Here is a 20,221-nt window from a genome sequence, read left to right as displayed (position 1 = left end):
ATGCATAAAAGAATATTGTTTGTCATCAAAGCTATTTAATAATAGTTTATTATAGTTAAGTTAATGCGAGTTTTAGTTTTTGGTTAATTTTGAAGATTGGTAATAGTAGTTTTCTCCATTATAGTGAACACACGAGGTTTTTTAGTGGCACTAAACTTTTAGTGTGGGTTCAAAATCTTTGGCCAAAGTTTTGATATAAACTAATCAATGGAGGTATTGGATGAAAAAACTTTTAATATTATTACTTGTCTTAGGGATCGTTTTCAGTACTGGGTTAGTTTCTGTTGCAGCAAATCATACAACGGATGAAAGTAGCGAAGAGTATTTAGTAATGTTTGACGGGCCAGCTGAAAAGGGGCTTCTTCAAGCTTTTGGTGTAAAAACTGAAGACATTCTTTACGAATACAGTCTTAAACCGGTAGTACATCTAGAATTAACTTCAAAACAAGCTCGAGGGTTACAAAACCACCCACAAATTAAATATGTTGAAAAAAATGCAGAAGCACAAGCATTCGGTCAAACCGTTCCTTGGGGAGTACCGCACGTCCAATCAACTGAAGTCCATAATATGGGGCAAACAGGAACCGGTGTTAAAGTAGCTATTTTAGATACAGGTATTGATAATACTCACGAAGATTTAGCCGCCAATGTTAAAGGTGGACATTCTGTATTTACCGATACTGCTAACAAAGATCCATTTTATGATGGAAGTGGTCATGGTACACACGTTGCTGGAACAGTTGGGGCAATTGATAATAATCTAGGTGTTATTGGAGTTGCGTACCAATCGGATTTATACGCTGTTAAAGTTCTAAATAATGATGGCAGTGGTTCTTACGCTGGTATTGCAGAAGGTATTGAATGGTCTATACTTAACGGAATGGACATTATTAATATGAGTTTAGGAGGTTCACAATCTTCTTCTATACTAAAAGAATTTTGTGATCTCGCATATGATGAAGGCTTACTAGTTGTTGCAGCAGCAGGAAACAGTGGGAATCGTGGAGGAAACAACGATAGTGTCGGTTACCCAGCAAAATATGAATCTGTTATTGCTGTAGCAGCCATTGACGAAAATAATAACCGTGCTTCCTTTTCAAGTACTGGGCCTGCAGTAGAGATTTCGGCTCCTGGAGTAAGTGTATTAAGTACAATTCCTGGTAATGGTTATGCTTCATACAATGGTACTTCGATGGCATCACCACATGTTGCAGGTGTGGCTGCGCTTGTATGGGGAGAGCATGCTCATTTAACCAATAAGGAATTGCGCAATTTACTGAATAACACAGCTATTGATCTAGGACGCAGTAATCAATTTGGCAATGGATTAGTTCAAGCTAAAGATGCAATTGATTTTGTACGTTAATTAATAAAAGAGTATAGAAACGAATGAGGTGTCCCTAAATTTTTAGGGACGCCTCATTTTTACCTTCGATGATTGAAATTTATATCATACTATTTTCTAGTGTTCTGAAGGCAACTCTGTGGGAGTAGTAAGATTTTCGTTCATAGCAACTACAGATAGTTTTTCATTCAACGTATTTGAAGGGGTAGTGCCGTAGTTTCCTTGTAACATTAAACCAATAACTAAGCATGAAAATCCAATCATAATTCTCTTTTTCATATTGAAACCACCTCTTTTTATGAATATATTAGATTATAACTCATTTATTATATTTTTAATTAATAGAATATTGTGATTATAATTAAAAATATAGTATTATATCAAAGTTTTAATTCCTTTTATCTCAGGTGATATAACTCTAGGCATATTTCGTTTAAAACATTACAAAGAATTCCTGAATACATTGATAGGGGGAAAAGAAATGGATACGTTAGGAATAAAAATTAAAGAATTACGCTTACAACGAGGAATGTCTCAAAAAAATTTAGCAAAGGGCATATGCACGCAAGCTCAAATTAGTAAAATTGAGAAGGGATATGTTCTCCCGCTGACATCGACTTTACATAGTTTAGCGGAAAGACTTGGTACAAATGTGAATTACATTTTAGATTTAACCATTTATAAAAAATTAGATTATGTTATTGAAGTTCAGTCCCAAATGAGACAGCTGGTAAGAAAAAAGAAGTATGGTGAACTCTACGAACAAGTTCAGCTTGAAAAAGCAAGTCCGTTATTCCAAGAAGTGTATAAATACCGTCAATTTGTGATGTGGCATGAAGGGATTTGTGAATTTCACTTAAATCATGACGCAAAGAAAGCTTTAGCAGTCCTGCAAGAGGCGTTACTGATAACAAACGTTAGTGAAGAAGTCTACTCAGAACGGGAGATAGAAATAGTCAACAGTATGGGCATCGTTCACTTTGAAACAGGGCATTATGATGAAGCTATTACCAACTATGTCAAAGCATTAAAACAATTTACTAATGATAACAAACCTACAGATATAAGAGTCCGCCTTTTGTATAACTTAGCTAAAGCACTTACGAGAAAAGAGCAGTATGAGGCTTCTATCGAACAGTGTAAAAAAGCCATACAATTATGTATGAAAAACCATCTGATGTACCTCTTAGGAGAACTTCATTATCATATGGCTTATAATTTCATGTTACTTACAAAATGTGAGAGTGCATTAACACACTTTGAAAGTGCTATATCCATATTTAAATTACAAGGAAATCAAAGATATATAGAGCATATCGAGCTAAAGATGGAAGAAGCCGCAAAGCTGTAGTATGTTCACGGATCTATTTTAATTTATGTTGGAATTAAACCAAGCGACAAAAGTGTAAGAGCAAAGGCAGATATAAGAGGGCTCTCTACCTAATGTATCTGTTTTTTTCTCTTTTTCAAACATAAGCCTTTCAATAGGTTCGAGTACATCCTTTGAAAGTAAATTAGGGGACTAACAGGCCCTTATTCCTGTCGAAAGTTTAATTTTTCTTGTGTTAGAGGACTCAGAAGCCCTTATTTACTACTATTTGCGATGTTTCTCAGTGATTTTGATTAAATAAGGGCCTGTGAGTCCGGGAAATATCGAAATACGAAGGTTTTCGATAAAATAAGGGCCTCTCAGTCCCCTAAAAAGAAACTAGTATTAATTTAACTATGAATCTTAGATTATAGAGTTATTGCAACGGATCAGTTACAGTCCATACGCCCGCGCTAAGTGAACGGATAGGGGTGCCCATTCTTATTCATGGTACCAGGTACCAGCAAAATTGTTGTAGCGCAGCCTGCTCCCCTGATCCATCAAATGTGTCCAAAAACCAGAAAACGAAGTTGTCCACCCTCGGCACTTGTAAGCACCAAGCAACCGCTTGTTATCATTAAGCAAGCACCCCCTTGCCGCCGCCAAGCAACCCCCACCACTTTCCCTGTCTGCCACAAATTGCTCACGTTTCTGCCACGGAATTCTCAATCCTTTGTAACAGAATTGTTTAATATGTGATATATTTCACAAACAAATCAGGTATACACTATACATATAGTTTTATATTGATATAGAAACGTAGTTAGAGGAGGGGAAAAATGGAGTCGGTTGAATTTAGTCGCTACTTAACGATGTTGACGCTGTCCGTACACGTAGTTTTTGCAACAGTTGGTGTTGGTATCCCTGTCATGATTATGCTTGCTCATTGGATCGGTCTCAGAAGACAAGATGAACATTATCTTTTAATGGCTAAACGTTGGGCCCGTGGTTATGTTATCAGTGTAGCCGTTGGTGTTGTAACGGGAACCGCGATCGCGTTGCAACTTGCGCTTTTATGGCCTCGATTTATGGAGTTTGCCGGTCAGCTTGTTGCACTGCCACTATTTATGGAGACATTCGCCTTTTTCTTTGAGGCCATTTTTCTCGGAATTTACTTATATACTTGGGATCGTTTTAAAAACCCGAAGCATCATTTTTATTTACTTGCTCCAGTCGTATTAGGCGCGACCATGTCCGCATTATTTATTACTTCAGTCAATGGGTTTATGAATACACCGCAAGGGTTTACATTAATGAACGGTGAGTTAGTTAATATTTCACCACTACTTGCGATGTTTAACCCGGCAATGCCTACGAAAGTAGCACACGTTTTAACGTCTGCTTATATGACTTCAGCATTTGTCCTTGCATCGATTGCTGCTTTCCACTTGCTACGTGGTAATCGTCATGAATATCATCGTAAAGGACTCGCTTTAACGATGAAGGTAGGATTTATTTTTTGTGTGGCAACAGCGCTTATTGGAGATTTATCAGGAAAGTTTCTAGCAGAATATCAACCTGAAAAATTAGCAGCTGCAGAATGGCACTTTGAGACAGAAGCGGAAGCACCACTTGTCCTATTTGGTGTGTTAACCGAAGAGAATGAAGTGAAATACGGTATTAAAATTCCTTATGCACTTAGTATTCTTGTTCATAATCATCCATCTGGAGTTGTAACTGGTTTGAATGATATTCCAGAAGAGTATCATCCGCCGTACGTTGTTCATTACTTTTTTGACATTATGGTAACGATCGGTGTAGGTTTAACGGTTCTTTCATTTATTTATTGGATTGCTTTGTCACGAAATTGGGCATTTATAAAAACGCGTGCGTTTCGTTTCTTACTCGTTACGACTGGACCACTAGCGATGCTTGCTATTCAAGCTGGATGGTGGTTTACCGAGGTAGGTCGTCAACCATGGATTATGAATGGATATATGACGACTGCAGAAGGTGCGACAGACTCACCTCATGTCTGGATTATGTTTATCGCATTTGCCGTTCTTTACTTTATCTTGATGGTTGGAACTGCAGTTGTATTGGTTCGTATGTTTAAAAAGAATCCGGTTGAGCGTGAGTTAGAGAAACTTTCGAACGAACAAAGGAGTGTTGCAAAATGACGATTGAGATACTAGGAATATCGGTATTATGGTTGTTCCTATTTGGCTATGTCATTGTAGCCTCCATCGATTTTGGAGCGGGATTTTTCAATGCTTCCACGATCGTTACGGGGAAGCATCATATCGTAAATAATGTCATTCAGCGATATTTATCTCCTGTATGGGAGATTACGAATGTGTTTCTTGTATTCTTTTTTGTTGGAATGATTGGATTTTTTCCGAAGACCGCTTATTATTTTGGGACGGTTTTATTGATACCTATTAGTATTTCGATTATTTTGTTGGCGTTACGAGGAAGTTATTATGCGTTTGGAACTTACGGTACGAAGGGGCATAAAGGATATACACTGATGTACGGTGTTACAGGTGTTCTTATCCCTGCTTCACTGTCGACGGCTTTAATTGTGTCTCAAGGCGGCTTTATTCGAGAGACATCTTGGGGCGGGATCGAGCTAGACTATATTGCCCTGCTCACGAGTCCGTTCGCATGGTCGATCGTACTGCTTAGTCTTGTCAGTGTGTTATTTATATCTGCGAGCTTTTTAGCTTATTATTCTTCAGTAGCGGAAGATCAGAAGGCGCTTCGTTTATTCCGAAAATACACTTGGATTTGGAGCTTTCCTACGATCATCACAGCTCTCGGGATAATTATAGAAATGAAATGGCATAACCCTGCACATTTCGAAGGTTTACTCTCCCTCTGGTGGGTGTTTGCTGTATCATTTGTATGTTTTGTCGTTAGTTTATGGTTTTTAAAAACAAGACAATACGGTTGGTCATTTATATTTGTTGTTCTTCAATTTGCTTGTGCTTTCTATGGTTACGGCGTGTCACGCTATCCGTATTTATTGTATCCGCACTTAACGATTTATGACAGTTTTACGAATGAAACGATGGCTTATGCATTGATTGTCGTATTTATTTTAGGGTTAATGTTACTCATTCCGTCGCTATATTTAGTATTTAAGCTGTTTGTGATGAATAAGCCTTACATTAAAAAAGGTAATGTATAAGGAGGAAAAACTATGCACAACTTTTTACTGTTTTATGCACCGCTACTAGTTGTCGTGCTTGCGATGATTTTTTCCTTATTCGTAGCCACTAAAAGTACAAAGTACGAGGACTAGACCATGAAAACACTGCAAAAGCTTGCCAAGGAACAAAAGGGCCGGTACTATACGCTTTTTGCACTAGCCATTGCATTCGGAATCGTTATTATTATGCAATCGTTTTTGATTGTTTCAATTGTAGATGATCTTTTCTTAAATCAAGTTTCATTTGATCAAGTAACAGCTTTCTTATTACTCTTGTTAGCCGTCTTTATTTTCCGGTCTTTTCTCTCGTATTGGAGTGGAAAGATCGGCTTGAAAATGGCGGCTCAAGTAAAGGCAAATTATCGTAAGCGGCTGCTGCTAGTGTACTCCAGTCATTCATTAATGTCATCTTACAAAGGACAATCTGGTCAAAAAGTAAGTGTGATGATGGATGCCGTTGATGAACTTGATAACTTTTTTAGTAAGTATGTGCCGCAACGAATTATAACGACTGTTGTTCCATTGATGATCTTAGTCGTTGTTTTCACGCAACACGTATATTCAGGGTTAATTCTTTTATTTACAGCCCCGTTTATTCCGATATTTATGATTATTATTGGTAAAATGACGCAACAAAAGTCAGAGGAAAAGCTTGATAGTTTAACAGCTTTCTCAGGCCGATTCTTGGATACACTTCAAGGTCTTTTGAGCTTAAAGTTATATGGGCGATCGAAACATTACAAAGAAGTGATTCGTCAAAGTAGTTTAGAGTTTCGAGATGCAACGATGAAAATCTTAAAAGTAGCTTTTACTTCGTCTTTAATGCTTGAGTTTATCTCAATGCTTAGTATTGGACTTGTTGCACTAGAGTTGGGTTTTCGTCTCGTTGTTTTCAATGAAATTAGTTTTTTTACCGCTTTTTTCATTCTTTTACTCGTTCCTGAATTTTACAATATGTTAAAGGAGCTAGGGAGTGCTTTTCATGCAGGTCGTAGTAGTACGGGGGCATCCGAAAAAATTGAACGAGAACTTTCACAAGTGGAACAAACACATACGTGGGGGAACCGTTCATTAACAAAAGCACCTGTTTCATTAGAATTAAGAAACGTTAATTTTCAATATGAGACAAAAGGATTTACATTAAGCGATATAAATGCCAACCTTCCAATGAATGGCCAGATTGCTATTGTAGGAAAAAGTGGATCTGGTAAAACGACACTTCTTCATATTGTTGCAGGATTAATCCGTCCGCAAGAAGGAGAAGTACTCGTAGATGGACATGAGCGTTTAGACTATAAAGAAGAAGATTGGTTCAGCCATATTAGTTATATCACACAACACCCTTATTTATTTTCTGGGACAATTACAGAGAATATTGCGCTTGGTACGAAAGCATCTACATCTGAAATTGAGGAGGCTGCTGTTAAAGCTGGGATTTCTGACTTAATTGAAACGTTGCCAGAGCGTTATAATACTCCAATTGGGGAAGGTGGAAGAGGGCTTTCTGGTGGTGAGAAACAACGAATTGCATTAGCTCGTGCTTTTCTTAAGAAGCCATCGATTGTACTTTTTGATGAGCCAACAACAGGTCTTGATTTATTCACAGAGCAAATACTGCAAAAGTCAATGAAGGAATTAGCCCAAACTTCAACAGTTATTACTGTCGCTCACAGGTTACAGACCATTAAAGAAGCGAATCACATTTTATTTCTCGAAAGCGGAGAATTGAAAGCTCAAGGAACTCATGAACAGTTGAAAGCATCTGTTTCATCTTATAAGAAACTGTTCTCTAAAAACGAGGAGGAGGAGTAGTGATGCATGAGTTATTAAATACGATCCGAATTATCATGTTAAAAAAGAAAGATGTAATTCTATCTATCGTATTTGCCTATGTTGCAGGAATAACGGCTGTCGGTTTGTTTGCTGCAAATGGTTATTTAATTTCACAAGCTGCTCTCCAACCCCCGTTATATGTATTATTAGTTATGGTTGCCGTTGTTAAAATGGGCAGTATCTTGCGTGCAACGAGTCGGTATGGGGAACGATATTATTCTCATAGAGCGACATTCACCATGTTAAGTGATTTACGTGTTCATTTCTTTGACAGATTAGAAAAGCTTGCACCGAGCATGTTATCAAAATATCGTAGTGGTGACCTGCTTGCCCGTATCGTCGGTGATGTGGAAAGCTTACAAAACTTCTTCCTGCGTGTTTTGTACCCGCCGATTATTATGGTGACTGTCTTTCTAAGTACGATACTATTTGTATCCTTTTATTCGATTGCGATTGTTATTCTACTAACGATAGGTCTACTTTTAACAGGGGTAGTAATTCCAGCTTGGTTTGCGTACAAGCAGAAAAAGGTTAGTAATCGAATACGGGAGGAACGAGGTCATTTATCTACAGAAGTCACTGAATGGTTTCAAGGCTTTCGTGAGTTGAAAATCCATCAAAAGTTAGAAGAAAAAGAACAACAACTTGTTGCTGCATCAAATGCCTATATTCAAGAAGATCAACAAGCAGGACAACACGCCTTGTATAATCAATCCTTCAATACAGCCGTTTCTTTAATTATCGTTTGGTCTGTACTAGCGGCTGGAGCCTATTCAGTGGCCAATGGAAGCTTAGATGGACTTTTTCTAGCTATGCTCGTGATGGTTAGTTTAACAGTATTTGATCATTCGACACCAATGGCGGCTTTTCCCGTTTTTTATGAAGAAAGCAAGAGAGCGGCAACACGACTGGGCTCGGTCGTAAATGAAGATGATCGAGCATGGACTTCAACTGTTGGGATGAGTTCTTTTCCGAGTGGTGCACCATCAATTGAACTGAAAGGAATTCATCTTACGTTTCCTGCGGAACCACGTAAAACATTGAATGATGTTAACTTATATTTACCGGCTGGTTCAAAAACAGCGATCGTTGGGCCGAGTGGTTCTGGGAAATCGACATTGTTGAGTTTGATGTTGAAATTACAAGTCGCCAATGAAGGTGAACTATTATTAAGTGGTACGAATATAAACGAGCTTAAGCAAGAAAGCGCTTGGGAAAACTCGAATGTTATCTTGCAAGAAAATCACTTTTTTAATGGAACGATTAAAGAAAATCTATTATTATCATCGAACGATTTGACAGATGAAGAACTAAAACAATTATTAGCCGATGTACAACTGTCACACCTTGAATTATCTGATCCTGTCTTGGAGAAAGGGCAAAACTTATCAGGTGGAGAAAGACAACGGCTTGCGATGGCCCGAGCTGTTGCAAAAGGTGCTTCGTTCTGGCTGCTGGATGAACCGACTTCATCACTCGATTCTTGGACAGAACGTCGCCTTTATGAATTGTTGTATAAAAAGGCGAAGGAAGACACGGTAGTCGTTGTTAGTCACAGGCTTGAAGGGCTAGAACAGATGGACCAAATTATCGTCATGGATCAAGGGGAAATTGTGGAAAAGGGCACGTTCACAGAACTTATGGAGGCTGAAGGGTATTTTTATCAGTTAAAACAAATTGAGAAAAGTATATTAAAATAAAAGCTATGTTAAAAAATACTGTTGATATCCGTTGATTTTGGGCAATGAGCCCCAAAACAACAATACTCTTTAACAGCACTAGAATTATTATTATTACTAGGACTCTTAGGAATAGAGTCCTTTTTGTATTCGATTGCCAATCGTAGAAGAGTGTTCTTAATTTAGCAAGGCCACATACATTACTATTCCTCATGATTTGTATCAACTACAATAGAACGCACCCAAAGCCATTTTGACAGGAACTCTATTCGAATTTGTTCATTTAGTTATTTTAGAAAAATTCTAAAAAGAATTACTTTATAGCTTCATAGTGATTGTAAATCGACAATGCTTATTGATATAAAAGGATTTTAGTAATAATTAACAGAAAAATCATAGTATTAGATATAGTAGATATTTTACTAATATAGTTGTTTGCTAGTTGTAAACGCTTTACACTAGTTGTTGCAACCTTTACACTAATTTTTCTAAAGGAGGTAACACATGAGTCGTTTACAATTAGAAAATGAAAATGAAGCAAAAATAGGACCGATGATGAAGTTTTTGAATGTTGTCGAACGTGTAGGAAATAAGCTTCCGCATCCTTTTATGCTATTTGTTTATTTGGCAGCAGCCACAATGGTATTTTCAGCAATATTAAGCTTCTTCAATGTTAGTGTATTTCACCCAGGTACAGAGGAAGAAGTACATATTAAAAGCTTAATTTCAGGAGAAGGTCTCCAATATATTACGGGATCAATGGTTTCCAATTTTTCTGGATTTGCACCGTTAGGTCTTGTCCTTACGATGATGTTAGGGATAGGGATCGCTCAAAAAGTCGGACTTTTTGAAGCATTTATGAAAAAGACCATCTTAAATACTCCAAAAAGTCTTGTAACTTATGCTGTTATTACAGCAGGGGTCCTAGGGAACTTAGCATCAGATGCAGCTTATATTATTATTCCGCCATTAGCCGCTATGGTCTTTTATGCAATTGGCCGTCATCCATTTGCAGGTTTAGCCGCAGGTTTTGCTGGGGTAGGTGCTGGTTTTACAGCAAACTTCATTGTTGCTGGTACAGATGCACTTCTCTCAGGTATTTCGACTGAGGTAGCGAAGACGGTAGATCCAACAGTTATCGTAACACCTGTTGACAACTATTTCTTTATGAGTGCGTCAGTAGTCATGCTAGTCATTGTTGGCGCATTAGTTACTGAAAAAATCATTGAGCCTAGGCTTGGTACTTACACAGGTAAAGCAATTGACACAACGTTTGAAGTAACAAAAGAAGAAACTAAAGCTTTACGTCGTACAGGTATTGCTGCTGTAGCCTATCTTGGTTTATTAGCAATGGTCGTTTTACCAGCTAGTTCTCCACTTCGAGCAGAAGATGGTGGACTTGTACCATCACCATTCATTTCTGGAATTGTTCCTATTATTCTATTTTTCTTTATTACATTAGCAATTGTGTACGGGGCTTCGGTAGGGAAAATCAAGAATACTAGTGATGTTCCGACGTTAATGGGTGAGGCAATGAAAGACATGTCCGGCTATATCGTACTTGTCTTTGCAGTAGCTCAATTTATTGCTTACTTTAATTGGTCAAACATTGGTATCTGGATGGCCGTTTCATTTGCTGACTTGCTTCAAAGCGTCAATATGACAGGCTTACCGGTTATTATTGGTTTTATTCTATTAACTGCAATTCTGAATTTATTTATTATTAGTGGATCGGCACAGTGGGCATTAATGGCGCCAGTCTTTATTCCAATGTTTATGATAATGGGTTATGATCCTGCATTTGTTCAGTTAGGATTTAGAATTGCTGATTCTTCAACGAATATTATTTCACCGTTAAACCCATACATTCCGATGTTGTTAATGTTTATGAAGGACTACGATAAAAAGGCTGGATTTGGGACTCTATTCTCTCTAATGCTACCATTCTCTATTTTCTTCTTAGGGGCATGGATTGTGTTACTCATTATTTGGGTGTTAGTAGGATTACCTATAGGTCCAGGTATTACGATGTAATCTATCATCTATAATGCAAGAAATGGTTGAGGTTGGCCTTGAGTCAGCCTCTTTTTGATTGGCTCTTCACGCATAGCATGAAGCGAAAACGGTCCAAAAGGAACAAAGTTTACGAAAACAGCCTTTTGATTTTTATTATTGTTAAAAATTATATAAGAGATTATCAAAAAATCAGGGTTTTTCCTGAATTACTTTTTCTTAAAAACAAGATAGAATAATTATAGATGGAAAATAGAAATATAGTGGAGATGTAGTTGAGATGCATATATTAGAGGAACTTAATTTAAAAACGTCTAGCGATTTTGCAGCAATAGCTTTCGTAGTTCCAATTAGTCATCACATTTACTGGGGAGAAGCAGTTGGCAGTTTAAACGAAAAGTATAAGGGGATGCGGAAGAAGTACGGCAGTGGTTTAATCGGCGCAGTTGCTCGTCATGGACGAATGATTGTTATTGATGATCGTCTTCCTAACGCAAGTCAGAAGCGACTAGAATCCCCCATCATGCTTGCAGAGAAACTCTTTGCTGCGATTGCTGCACCTATCTTCCTAGATAATGAGATAAAAGGGGTTTTACTTGTAGGAAGCCGAAGCAACCGCGTTTATTCACAAGAGGAAATTGAAACGATTGTCGACAAAACGAAAGAAGTTGCATTACTTTTAGGTGTTGAAAAATAACTAACAAATACTAAGACGATAGAGTTTTTCTACCCCATGTTGCCACTAATTATATAGAAGAGTACTAGTGATGCTGCTTTTTAAGTTATGCTTAAGAGGTGACATCGCTTTTTTTTGTTTGGTCGTTTTCGTATACTGCCTTTTGTAATTAGACTTAACCAGATAGGAGATAGAAAGAGGCGACATGAAATAATGATAAAAAAGGTTGGTATATTAAAATATTATAAAAAAGTTGGTATAATAAAAATGGAATGTAAGTAATAAAAGTTTCCATTTCAATGTAAGGTAATTTGATATACTATTAATAACGTTAGTACTATAAAATTAGTAGAAATGATACAGATAGGATACTGTAGAAGGTGAGGTATGAGTATGATTAAGCTCCTTATCGTTGATGATCATATCGTTGTACGTTCAGGCCTGACGATGCTTTTAAACGGTAAAAATGATATAGAAGTTGTAGGGGAAGCCGCAGAGGGAGATGAAGCGATCCGAAAGGCTCAAGAATTGAAGCCTGATGTAATTTTGATGGATTTAAGTATGCCACAAGGAAAAGGTGGCTTAGCTGCAACAACTGAAATTAAACAGCTGTTGCCTGATACTGCGATCTTAGTTTTGACTATGCACGATGATGATGAGTATTTATTTAATGCCATCCATGCAGGAGCTTCTGGATATATCTTGAAAAGCTCACCTCATGAAGAGTTGCTAGCAGCCATCCAATCGGTTTCTACAGGAAATGCTTACTTAAATCCAATAGCTACAAAGCGATTAATGAGTGAGTATATGGAAAAGTTAAGCAATGGCGGAAATTCTAAAACGTTTGAATCCCTGTCTCAACGTGAAAGAGAAGTACTTGAGTGGATTGCTAAAGGTTATTCTAATAAAGAAATTGCTGAAAATCTCATTATTAGCGTAAAGACCGTTGAAACACATAAAAGTAATATCATGGAAAAACTTCACCTTAAAACGAGACCGGAATTAGTGAAATATGCGTTGCAGAAAGGACTGCTTAACTTTGACTAATGATAAAGGCTTTGAAAGAGAGCAAAAAGGTTTTGGACAAAGTGAACTGAGTCTCTTAAAAGAGATAGACCAACATATTGCAGACTCATTATTTCGAGATGACCTAAAGCAATCACTCAAAGAAATGACAGATATTCGGTTTGCATTAGATGAATCATCTATTGTAGCTATCACAAATCATAAAGGTCAAATTAAATATGTAAACGATAAATTTTGTGAGATTTCTAAGTACAACAGACCAGAGCTTATTGGACAAGATCATAGAATTATAAACTCAGGTTTTCATGACAAAGAGTTCATGACTAACCTATGGAAAACGATATCTTCGGGCAAGGTTTGGAAGGGCGAGATTAAAAATAGGGCAAAAGATGGTTCCTATTATTGGGTGAACACAACGATTGTTCCGTTTTTATCCAGTGAGGGTGTCCCTTATCAATATTTGGCGATACGTAATGAAGTAACACAGTTAAAGAAGGCAGAAGAAGAGTTAAAAGTGATGATGAACCGGGTATTAGAAATTCAAGAAGAAGAACGGAAACGGTTCTCACGTGAGCTGCATGATGGGATTGGACAAAGCTTATTTTCTTTAATTATCCATATGGATCGAATGATGAGTGAGGATAATTATTCTTCCATGGAAACACTACGTAATGAAGTGTCCGGAATTATGGAGGAGATAAGAAGTTTAGCTTGGGATTTACGACCTTCCCTGCTCGATGACCTTGGTGTTGTTCCGGCTATTAATCGGCACATTGATAAATTCTCTCAGTACTACGGGATTGATGTTGAATTCAACTGTAATTTACGTAAGCGTCTTGATATGCAAAAGGAAACAACCCTCTATCGAATCATTCAAGAGTCGTTAACGAATATTGCTAAGTATGCAAACGTTTCTGATGCTTATGTAACATTAACAGAAACTGAGGATTACGTTCAGGCGACAATTAAGGATGAAGGAAAAGGGTTTGTCCGAAATAATGGAAAGGGCGTCGGACTCTTTAGTATGGAAGAACGGGCTAGAAGTGTAAATGGCACCTTTCATATTCAGTCTGAGCTAGACAAAGGGACGACGGTAACATTAATTGTACCGAAAGCATGATGATCGTTTCATTAGCAAAAACCAAGCAATCGCTTGGTTTTTTTGAATGCGAGAGGAAATCATAAGATTGGAAGATGGCTAGCTCCAGCGCCGAGGGCGAATCAATTAGCAAGACTTCGTTCACCCTTGATATGATAAATCGAGCTACATCGGATCAATAATGATCACCGTGTTTGTATCTGCTTTACGACGGAAGAAATAGAGACGAGCAAATGTAATTCATTTTGCTTACTTTTTTTGCGGACTGAGAGGCCCTTATTTAACGAAACCCTTCATATTTAGATATTTAAGCGGTCTTAGTTGGGATTTAAGTTTATATTATTCCTATTTATGGAAAAATCACCTAAAAAGTAATTTAGACTGAAGTTTTTACTTATACTGGATAATAATGAAGCTAAGCGGCCATTTAGATCAGGGTTTTCCCTATATGTGGGAGTAAGCATAGCTAAACGTATATGAAGAACCAGAGAGACTGCCTTATATAAAGGTAGTCTTTTTTAGATACTCTCTTATTTGTTTCCGTCGATCTTCTGAGAGGTTGTTATCGATTATAGGGGTTTTTGACACTAAAAAGTTCAGGAGTTCTCCCGATAACAATTTTACGAATCAGTTGGTATGATTTAGGAAAGAGATCAACGAAGGGAGTTACTTCAAAATGCTTAGTCTAATCGGAACATTTTTAATTTGCTACATATTGTTGATGATGCATCATAGTAAACTCTCAAACAATTAAATAACGTTAACAACTGATTCATAAACAACAAGATATATTTATAGGCACTCAAAATTTTTAACTTATAAAATAAAAAAATGAATTGATGGAGGTAAATGAATTATGAATACTTCAAAATTATTGGTAGCTTATGACGGATCTGAAACGAGTAAAAAAGCGCTCTTGAAAGCAAAGGAGATCGCGGAACAAAACAACGAAACAACTCTTTTGGTTGTTACTGTTTGGGATTTACCTAATGCTAGCTATGAAGCACACAACTATCAATATTTGACTGAAATCTACCAAAAAGAAGCTGAGGAGAAAATTAAAGCCATCGAAGAATTAATTCATGACTTACCAAATGAAAAAGAAACAGCTATTTTAAAAGGTCCTGCAGCTAGTACAATTATTGAATTTGCTGAAAACAAAGATGTAGATTTGATTGTGCTAGGAAATAGAGGGTTAGGTGGGATTAAGCGGTTCTTTCTTGGTAGTGTCAGTTTCCATGTTGTTCAAAAAGCTCCATGCGATGTTTTTGTTGTCAAATAAATATAGTCTGTTTAAAATCCAGATCAAGTTTAAATTTAGTGTAATAGGTTATAGACCTATAAATAAGTAAAATTTTATAGGAGGAACAAAATAATGACACTTTCTTTTACAAAAATAGATGCTGAAAATATTGAATCCGTTGCCTATGATAAAACAACAAAGAAGTTCCACGTACGTTTTAAAACTGGCGATCTATACATCTACTACGCGGTAACAGAACAATCTTATGTGAGCTTTATGTCTGCTATCGACAAAGAAGCCTATTATTTAAAAGAGATAAAGGACCAATACGAAGAACGAAAGGTTTCTTAATCTGCTTTTCATCAAAGCGGAAGATAAAAGAACCGAGTATATAAGGAAAAGAGGGATCATTCCTACCTATAAATGGTGGGTGTGTCCCTCTTTTTGACGTTGATCTCGAAGACTCTGTAGCTATTGGACTGTAGGCAAGTGAACGGGAGTTTTCCTGAACCTTTTAATAGCGAAATCCCCTAATTAGCCTTAAGGATTTTTATGGAATTTGATCAGATAAGAGGGTGAAAATTAATGTTCTAAACAAAAATAAGTGCCACCATCGAAACAGAATTCGAAAGTAAGGCACTTATTGGTAATTTTTTTGTATTAATAGCTTAGTATATGTTTTATTAATATGAAAAGGTTAACCCTGATTTTTATAGGGGGCTTCCCTAATAGCAGTTTACTCTGTTTACTTTAAAAGTTCCTTTAATAGAGGATCTTCGTTAAGAAATTGTAAAGCTTTTGTTTGGTAGGTTGGGTCGTGCAGGTATGTATAGCGATTTGGTTTTATGCTTGGTGCCATCTGGATAGCTTTAGCGAATTCCTCTTTTTTTAAGTGAAGTGTTTTCACATAATTAAAAAATCCAGTTCGTTCAAAGACTTTTTTCATTCGTTCAGCCCGGTGATTTTGCACATTAGCCATGATATAAGTAGCCACTCCGACTTGAATGCCGTGCATCTCGGGTTGTCTAGCGATCTTATCTAATGCATGTGAAATGAGATGTTCTGAGCCGCTGATGGGTGAACTGTTACCACTGATTGCAGTTGCAATTCCTCCCATTGTGGCTGAACTAATTAATTCCTTTAAAAGGATTGGACTTTGAATGTCCGTCATAGGAGTACGGATGAAGCTATTGACAGCTTTTTTACTTAACATAGATGCAAATGCATTTACATTACTCTTTCCGTGTTGTTCTTCAAATTCCCAATCATAAATAGCCGTTATATTGCTCATTAAGTCTCCAATACCAGCTAAAATAAACCGTCTAGGCGCAAGCTTAATAATACTTAAGTCAGCTAAGATGCCGTAGGGGACTTTTGCAGGGACGGTTGTCTTTTTTCCATCGACGTGAATGGAACAGTTGCTGGAGGCAAACCCATCGTTAGAAGCTGATGTTGGAATGCTAATAAAAGGACTTCTTCTAGCGTATGCAATGTATTTTCCATAATCAATGATCGATCCGCCCCCAATGGCAATGACCGCATCATAACGTGGTATTTCAAAAGCTTTTTTTATTAAGTCTTGTATATCGAGGTTCGAATTTAGCACAAGAGTATCAACATGCAGAAAAGAACAAGCCTTCATAGCATCTTCTTTAAACTGATCAAACGTGAAATCATCAAAGATAATGACAACACTTGTAAATTGATGCTTATGTAGAATTTCGCCTAAGCGATCGAGAACATCATTATTAATTTCTAAAATAGCAGGAATGGGTACACTTGTAACAGGAGTGATCATGAGTTGAGCACTCCTTTTGAAATTAAATAAGCTTCTACCTCTTTAAAGGTCTCAACAGGAACGAATGGGATGTTTTTTTCTTTCAATAGTTCTTGCAGTCCATTCTTGGCGAATGTCAAATCAGCATATTGTGCAGGATGGCTATCTGGTTCGCTGTCGCCAATAAAATAAACGGTATCGTACTCTTTTTTTAATTCCTTAATGACTTTGGATTTATCGATTCCATATCTTTTAGAATAATGCCGGTGAGTCTCGTCAATGTTTAGATGGATATTCTTTTCTCGAAAGAAACCTTCGTTTGAAAAGATTTTTACATTTGTAATTTCGTGTTTTTCAAGTAAGTGATAAATATAATAGTCTGTTCCAGCACTCAACACAAAGAAATCTCCATTTTGTTCTTGAACTTTTCTAATAAATGTCGGAACATAGTCGTCAATCGGAAGGGATAATATGTCCTTAATGATTTGTTCTTCACTTTGATGAATGGAAGAAAATACAGTCTTTAAGAAATCAATATCAAGTAGTTCTTGTGCTTTCCACTTTTTAAAGAGGTCGCGTCCCGCTGGAAAGTACTTCTCAATCACTAAACAATAAAAGTCTTGATTTGAAATTGTTCCATCAAAATCGGAAACGAATGCCCAATTTTTCATACGTTCAACTCCTAAGAAAATGTTCTCATATGGTAATTAGGTTTTGAATGTTTTATTAATATTATTAGGTTTTCTTTGAACCATACTCATAAACGCTGGATTGAATTTAACAGATATCAATGAATATGAGACATTGATCGTCCCGGTTATAAACCGGATGTTTTTTATCTTCAATACATTGAACAATCGTTGCTTTCAATTCTTCTATGGGCATAGTAGGATTTTGTGTAAATAAGGAAAGTAACGTATCTAATCCGATGGAGTCCGTTACGCCGTCTGTATACAGTAATAGACGGCCGCTTTCAGAATAAGGAAATGTTACTTTCTCAAACGTTAAACCATCGATTAATCCTATAGGAGGTGTTGTCGATTCTAGCTCGACTTCTTTACCGTTACGATCAAGCCAGACAGCAGAAGGATGCCCAGAGTTGATGTACTCTATTTGTTTCGACAAGGTGTCGATTACGAGGTAAATACCCGTACAATAGTGTCTTGCGTTTTCATCGTTTTCAAAGAGTGTGTGAAGATGATGGTCTAATTCTTTCATTACGATATCGACTGACACTCCCTTTGATATTAGCCTTTCGAACAACGAACGAAGGTACATCGTAATTAAAGCCGATGAAATCCCGTGTCCCATAACATCTAAAATAATAATTCCGTATTTGTGCTGGTCGATTTGGTAATACCCGTACATATCACCAGATAATTCACTAGATGCTTTATAGTACGAAGCAATTTGCACAATATCATTCTCGATCGGAACAGGTAAAGCTTGCTCCTGAATGCTTTTTGCTAATTGGAGTTCTTTGTTAATTCTCTCTTGGTATTTTTGATTTTGTTCATTCAGCTTAAGAAGTTCCTCTTGCTTGTTCTCAAGCGTATGTAGAACTCGTTCTAAGTCGGTTAGAGCTTTATTTTTATCTGATAAAGCTTCTTCTGCGAGCTTCTTAGCCTCAAGAAGTTCACTTTCGTAATTGTTACGTTTGTGCATGGGCATAAATACACATTCGTTAACGAACGTTCCTAACCTATGTTGGCGCTTTGCATTAAGAAGTACAGGCATATCCTTTCCATTACTTGAGCGCAGTGAAATGTACATTTCTTCTACCTTCTCTTCTAATTTGATTAAGGGGAAGAAATAAAGTTGATAAAAAGCTCGTGCTGCAACACTTAGTATCAGATTGATATGCTGATCTTGTAGTTCATCACGTGTATAGTCAAGAAAGTCGAGTAAAGTTTGATTAACCGCTATGATTGTTCCATCATCCGTAATTGAGAGATAACCACACGGGGCGAAATTGAGTTGCTCATCCATTGTAATAACCGTCTACTTTCTTGTTGTCTTGATCAGGTAATCTCAGTTGCAAATATTCACTAATGAATTGTATCGTTTCTTTAGGGTGGCTGACGTGTGGACAATGTCCAGTTGCTTGCATTAATTTAAGCGTACTGTCAGCAAGGTTGTTATGAACAAATTCACCGACTTCAAGTGGTGCAATAACATCATTCGCACATTGGAGAATAAGGGAAGGGACAGATACCTTTTCCAGATCTTTACGATTGTCTGCAAAGAAAGTTGTCAGAGCAAATTGTCGCGCAATTAATGGATCTGTTGAACAAAAACTTTCCTCAAGCTCTAGCGCTAATTCGGGGCGTTCAGGATTATTCATAACCGTCGGTGCAAAAAATTTAGCCCAACCGATATAATTTCTCTCCATCATATCAATTAAGCCGAGAAGATCTTCTCGTTCAAATCCTCCTGCGTAAGCGGGCGGATCATTTAAGTAGCAAGGAGAAGGACCGATGAGAATAAGATGCTTAAAAAGGTCAGGCCTTCGAATAGAAGCAAGTACTCCAATCGTACTTCCAACAGAATGTCCAACAAAGATCGTTTCTTTTAAATCAAGAGCGGAACATATGCTTATTAAATCTTCAGCGTAGGCTGAAAGGTCGTTATATTTAGTGGGATCGTAAGCTTGAATGTCTGACTGACCTGTACCAATATAATCAAATAAGATCACACGAAAGTCCGCTTCAAAGGCAGGAGATACATACCGCCACATATTTTGATCACACCCAAAGCCTGGAGCGAAAAGAATGGTTCGCTTCCCGTGACCTTTAACCGTAACATTTGATTGAGATAGGATGTTTTGAATCATGTAAAAGCTCCTTAAGAAATGATCGGAATTAAAAAAACAGATAGTAATACCTATGTCTAATTATATTTTGTTTTTACTAAAAGCAAATAGGGAAAATGAGCGTAAATAGATATTTTTTTACTATTTTCATCTTTATATAGATTATCATATTGTTGGCCTTACGTTTAATTGTTT

18 protein-coding genes are annotated in these 20,221 nt (G+C 37.1%); 13 read left to right on the top strand and 5 right to left on the bottom strand.

Going from position 1 to position 20,221, the window contains the following annotated elements:
* Positions 1–220 precede the first annotated feature (220 nt).
* Positions 221–1,366: a S8 family peptidase gene (locus tag ACNSTQ_RS10400; protein ID WP_418199769.1), complete on the top strand. Its 1,146-nt coding sequence runs from the start codon at positions 221–223 to the stop codon at positions 1,364–1,366.
* A gap of 96 nt (positions 1,367–1,462) precedes the next feature.
* Here the strand turns inward: ACNSTQ_RS10400 and ACNSTQ_RS10395 are convergent, their stop codons facing one another.
* Positions 1,463–1,624 (bottom strand): hypothetical protein, encoded by a 162-nt coding sequence (locus ACNSTQ_RS10395; RefSeq protein WP_418199768.1) that lies wholly within the window; start codon positions 1,622–1,624, stop codon positions 1,463–1,465.
* A gap of 202 nt (positions 1,625–1,826) precedes the next feature.
* On the opposite strand from ACNSTQ_RS10395, the gene ACNSTQ_RS10390 reads away from it, so the two are divergent.
* The 12 genes from ACNSTQ_RS10390 (at position 1,827) to ACNSTQ_RS10335 (ending at position 15,788) form a co-directional block, all read left to right on the top strand.
* Positions 1,827–2,696: a helix-turn-helix domain-containing protein gene (locus tag ACNSTQ_RS10390; protein WP_418199767.1), complete on the top strand. Its 870-nt coding sequence runs from the start codon at positions 1,827–1,829 to the stop codon at positions 2,694–2,696.
* A 797-nt stretch (positions 2,697–3,493) separates the two neighbouring features.
* Positions 3,494–4,834: a cytochrome ubiquinol oxidase subunit I gene (locus ACNSTQ_RS10385; RefSeq protein WP_418199766.1), complete on the top strand. Its 1,341-nt coding sequence runs from the start codon at positions 3,494–3,496 to the stop codon at positions 4,832–4,834.
* On the top strand, positions 4,831–5,847 hold the full coding sequence (locus tag ACNSTQ_RS10380; protein ID WP_418199765.1) for a cytochrome d ubiquinol oxidase subunit II: 1,017 nt from the start codon (positions 4,831–4,833) through the stop codon (positions 5,845–5,847). Before ACNSTQ_RS10385 ends, ACNSTQ_RS10380 begins: the two co-directional genes overlap by 4 nt.
* Before the next feature lie 12 nt (positions 5,848–5,859).
* Positions 5,860–5,961 carry a cytochrome bd oxidase small subunit CydS gene (cydS, locus tag ACNSTQ_RS10375; RefSeq protein ID WP_418199764.1) on the top strand — a complete coding sequence of 34 codons (102 nt, stop codon included), beginning with the start codon at positions 5,860–5,862 and terminating at the stop codon, positions 5,959–5,961.
* Between the two features lie 3 nt (positions 5,962–5,964).
* Positions 5,965–7,680 carry a thiol reductant ABC exporter subunit CydD gene (gene cydD, locus ACNSTQ_RS10370; RefSeq protein ID WP_418199763.1) on the top strand — a complete coding sequence of 572 codons (1,716 nt, stop codon included), beginning with the start codon at positions 5,965–5,967 and terminating at the stop codon, positions 7,678–7,680.
* 2 nt (positions 7,681–7,682) lie between these two features.
* A complete protein-coding gene (gene cydC / locus ACNSTQ_RS10365) occupies positions 7,683–9,401 on the top strand; it encodes a thiol reductant ABC exporter subunit CydC (protein WP_418199762.1) in 1,719 nt (572 codons plus the stop codon).
* Positions 9,402–9,884: 483 nt separating this feature from the next.
* Positions 9,885–11,414, top strand: a complete 1,530-nt coding sequence (locus tag ACNSTQ_RS10360) for an AbgT family transporter (protein ID WP_418199761.1) — start codon at positions 9,885–9,887, stop codon at positions 11,412–11,414.
* 259 nt (positions 11,415–11,673) lie between these two features.
* On the top strand, positions 11,674–12,090 hold the full coding sequence (locus ACNSTQ_RS10355; RefSeq protein WP_418199760.1) for a GAF domain-containing protein: 417 nt from the start codon (positions 11,674–11,676) through the stop codon (positions 12,088–12,090).
* Positions 12,091–12,462: 372 nt separating this feature from the next.
* Positions 12,463–13,116 (top strand): response regulator transcription factor, encoded by a 654-nt coding sequence (locus tag ACNSTQ_RS10350; RefSeq protein ID WP_418199835.1) that lies wholly within the window; start codon positions 12,463–12,465, stop codon positions 13,114–13,116.
* Positions 13,109–14,215 carry a PAS domain-containing protein gene (locus ACNSTQ_RS10345; RefSeq protein ID WP_418199759.1) on the top strand — a complete coding sequence of 369 codons (1,107 nt, stop codon included), beginning with the start codon at positions 13,109–13,111 and terminating at the stop codon, positions 14,213–14,215. Before ACNSTQ_RS10350 ends, ACNSTQ_RS10345 begins: the two co-directional genes overlap by 8 nt.
* Positions 14,216–15,050: 835 nt before the next feature.
* Entirely contained in the window at positions 15,051–15,476 is a 426-nt protein-coding gene (locus tag ACNSTQ_RS10340; RefSeq protein ID WP_418199758.1) for a universal stress protein, read from the top strand.
* A gap of 93 nt (positions 15,477–15,569) precedes the next feature.
* Complete coding sequence (locus ACNSTQ_RS10335) at positions 15,570–15,788, top strand: KTSC domain-containing protein (protein WP_418199757.1); 219 nt, start codon at positions 15,570–15,572, stop codon at positions 15,786–15,788.
* 394 nt (positions 15,789–16,182) lie between these two features.
* Here the strand turns inward: ACNSTQ_RS10335 and ACNSTQ_RS10330 are convergent, their stop codons facing one another.
* From ACNSTQ_RS10330 to ACNSTQ_RS10315, 4 genes are all read right to left on the bottom strand, one after another.
* On the bottom strand, positions 16,183–17,235 hold the full coding sequence (locus ACNSTQ_RS10330; protein ID WP_418199756.1) for an iron-containing alcohol dehydrogenase family protein: 1,053 nt from the start codon (positions 17,233–17,235) through the stop codon (positions 16,183–16,185).
* Complete coding sequence (locus tag ACNSTQ_RS10325) at positions 17,232–17,885, bottom strand: MtnX-like HAD-IB family phosphatase (protein ID WP_418199755.1); 654 nt, start codon at positions 17,883–17,885, stop codon at positions 17,232–17,234. The genes ACNSTQ_RS10330 and ACNSTQ_RS10325 overlap by 4 nt, the downstream gene beginning before the upstream one ends.
* A 106-nt stretch (positions 17,886–17,991) precedes the next feature.
* Positions 17,992–19,203, bottom strand: a complete 1,212-nt coding sequence (locus ACNSTQ_RS10320) for a SpoIIE family protein phosphatase (RefSeq protein ID WP_418199754.1) — start codon at positions 19,201–19,203, stop codon at positions 17,992–17,994.
* On the bottom strand, positions 19,196–20,047 hold the full coding sequence (locus tag ACNSTQ_RS10315; RefSeq protein ID WP_418199753.1) for an alpha/beta fold hydrolase: 852 nt from the start codon (positions 20,045–20,047) through the stop codon (positions 19,196–19,198). The genes ACNSTQ_RS10320 and ACNSTQ_RS10315 overlap by 8 nt, the downstream gene beginning before the upstream one ends.
* Positions 20,048–20,221 lie beyond the last annotated feature (174 nt).

It is taken from the genome of Alkalihalobacterium sp. APHAB7, from assembly GCF_048323755.1.
Taxonomy (GTDB): domain Bacteria; phylum Bacillota; class Bacilli; order Bacillales; family Bacillaceae_F; genus Alkalihalobacterium.
Note: the sequence above shows the minus strand (reverse complement) of the source record. Positions and strands in the feature narration are given on the sequence as shown.

What these genes read in the sequence shown, in the direction of transcription:
- ACNSTQ_RS10350 (WP_418199835.1), top strand. Translation starts at nt 12,463, where the DNA reads ATGATTAAGCTCCTTATCGTTGATGATCATATCGTTGTACGTTCAGGC.
- ACNSTQ_RS10335 (WP_418199757.1), top strand. Translation starts at nt 15,570, where the DNA reads ATGACACTTTCTTTTACAAAAATAGATGCTGAAAATATTGAATCCGTT.
- ACNSTQ_RS10380 (WP_418199765.1), top strand. Translation starts at nt 4,831, where the DNA reads ATGACGATTGAGATACTAGGAATATCGGTATTATGGTTGTTCCTATTT.
- ACNSTQ_RS10340 (WP_418199758.1), top strand. Translation starts at nt 15,051, where the DNA reads ATGAATACTTCAAAATTATTGGTAGCTTATGACGGATCTGAAACGAGT.
- ACNSTQ_RS10320 (WP_418199754.1), bottom strand. Translation starts at nt 19,203, where the DNA reads ATGGATGAGCAACTCAATTTCGCCCCGTGTGGTTATCTCTCAATTACG.
- ACNSTQ_RS10325 (WP_418199755.1), bottom strand. Translation starts at nt 17,885, where the DNA reads ATGAAAAATTGGGCATTCGTTTCCGATTTTGATGGAACAATTTCAAAT.
- cydD (WP_418199763.1), top strand. Translation starts at nt 5,965, where the DNA reads ATGAAAACACTGCAAAAGCTTGCCAAGGAACAAAAGGGCCGGTACTAT.
- ACNSTQ_RS10330 (WP_418199756.1), bottom strand. Translation starts at nt 17,235, where the DNA reads ATGATCACTCCTGTTACAAGTGTACCCATTCCTGCTATTTTAGAAATT.
- ACNSTQ_RS10400 (WP_418199769.1), top strand. Translation starts at nt 221, where the DNA reads ATGAAAAAACTTTTAATATTATTACTTGTCTTAGGGATCGTTTTCAGT.
- ACNSTQ_RS10360 (WP_418199761.1), top strand. Translation starts at nt 9,885, where the DNA reads ATGAGTCGTTTACAATTAGAAAATGAAAATGAAGCAAAAATAGGACCG.
- cydC (WP_418199762.1), top strand. Translation starts at nt 7,683, where the DNA reads ATGCATGAGTTATTAAATACGATCCGAATTATCATGTTAAAAAAGAAA.
- ACNSTQ_RS10315 (WP_418199753.1), bottom strand. Translation starts at nt 20,047, where the DNA reads ATGATTCAAAACATCCTATCTCAATCAAATGTTACGGTTAAAGGTCAC.
- ACNSTQ_RS10390 (WP_418199767.1), top strand. Translation starts at nt 1,827, where the DNA reads ATGGATACGTTAGGAATAAAAATTAAAGAATTACGCTTACAACGAGGA.
- ACNSTQ_RS10355 (WP_418199760.1), top strand. Translation starts at nt 11,674, where the DNA reads ATGCATATATTAGAGGAACTTAATTTAAAAACGTCTAGCGATTTTGCA.
- cydS (WP_418199764.1), top strand. Translation starts at nt 5,860, where the DNA reads ATGCACAACTTTTTACTGTTTTATGCACCGCTACTAGTTGTCGTGCTT.
- ACNSTQ_RS10395 (WP_418199768.1), bottom strand. Translation starts at nt 1,624, where the DNA reads ATGAAAAAGAGAATTATGATTGGATTTTCATGCTTAGTTATTGGTTTA.
- ACNSTQ_RS10385 (WP_418199766.1), top strand. Translation starts at nt 3,494, where the DNA reads ATGGAGTCGGTTGAATTTAGTCGCTACTTAACGATGTTGACGCTGTCC.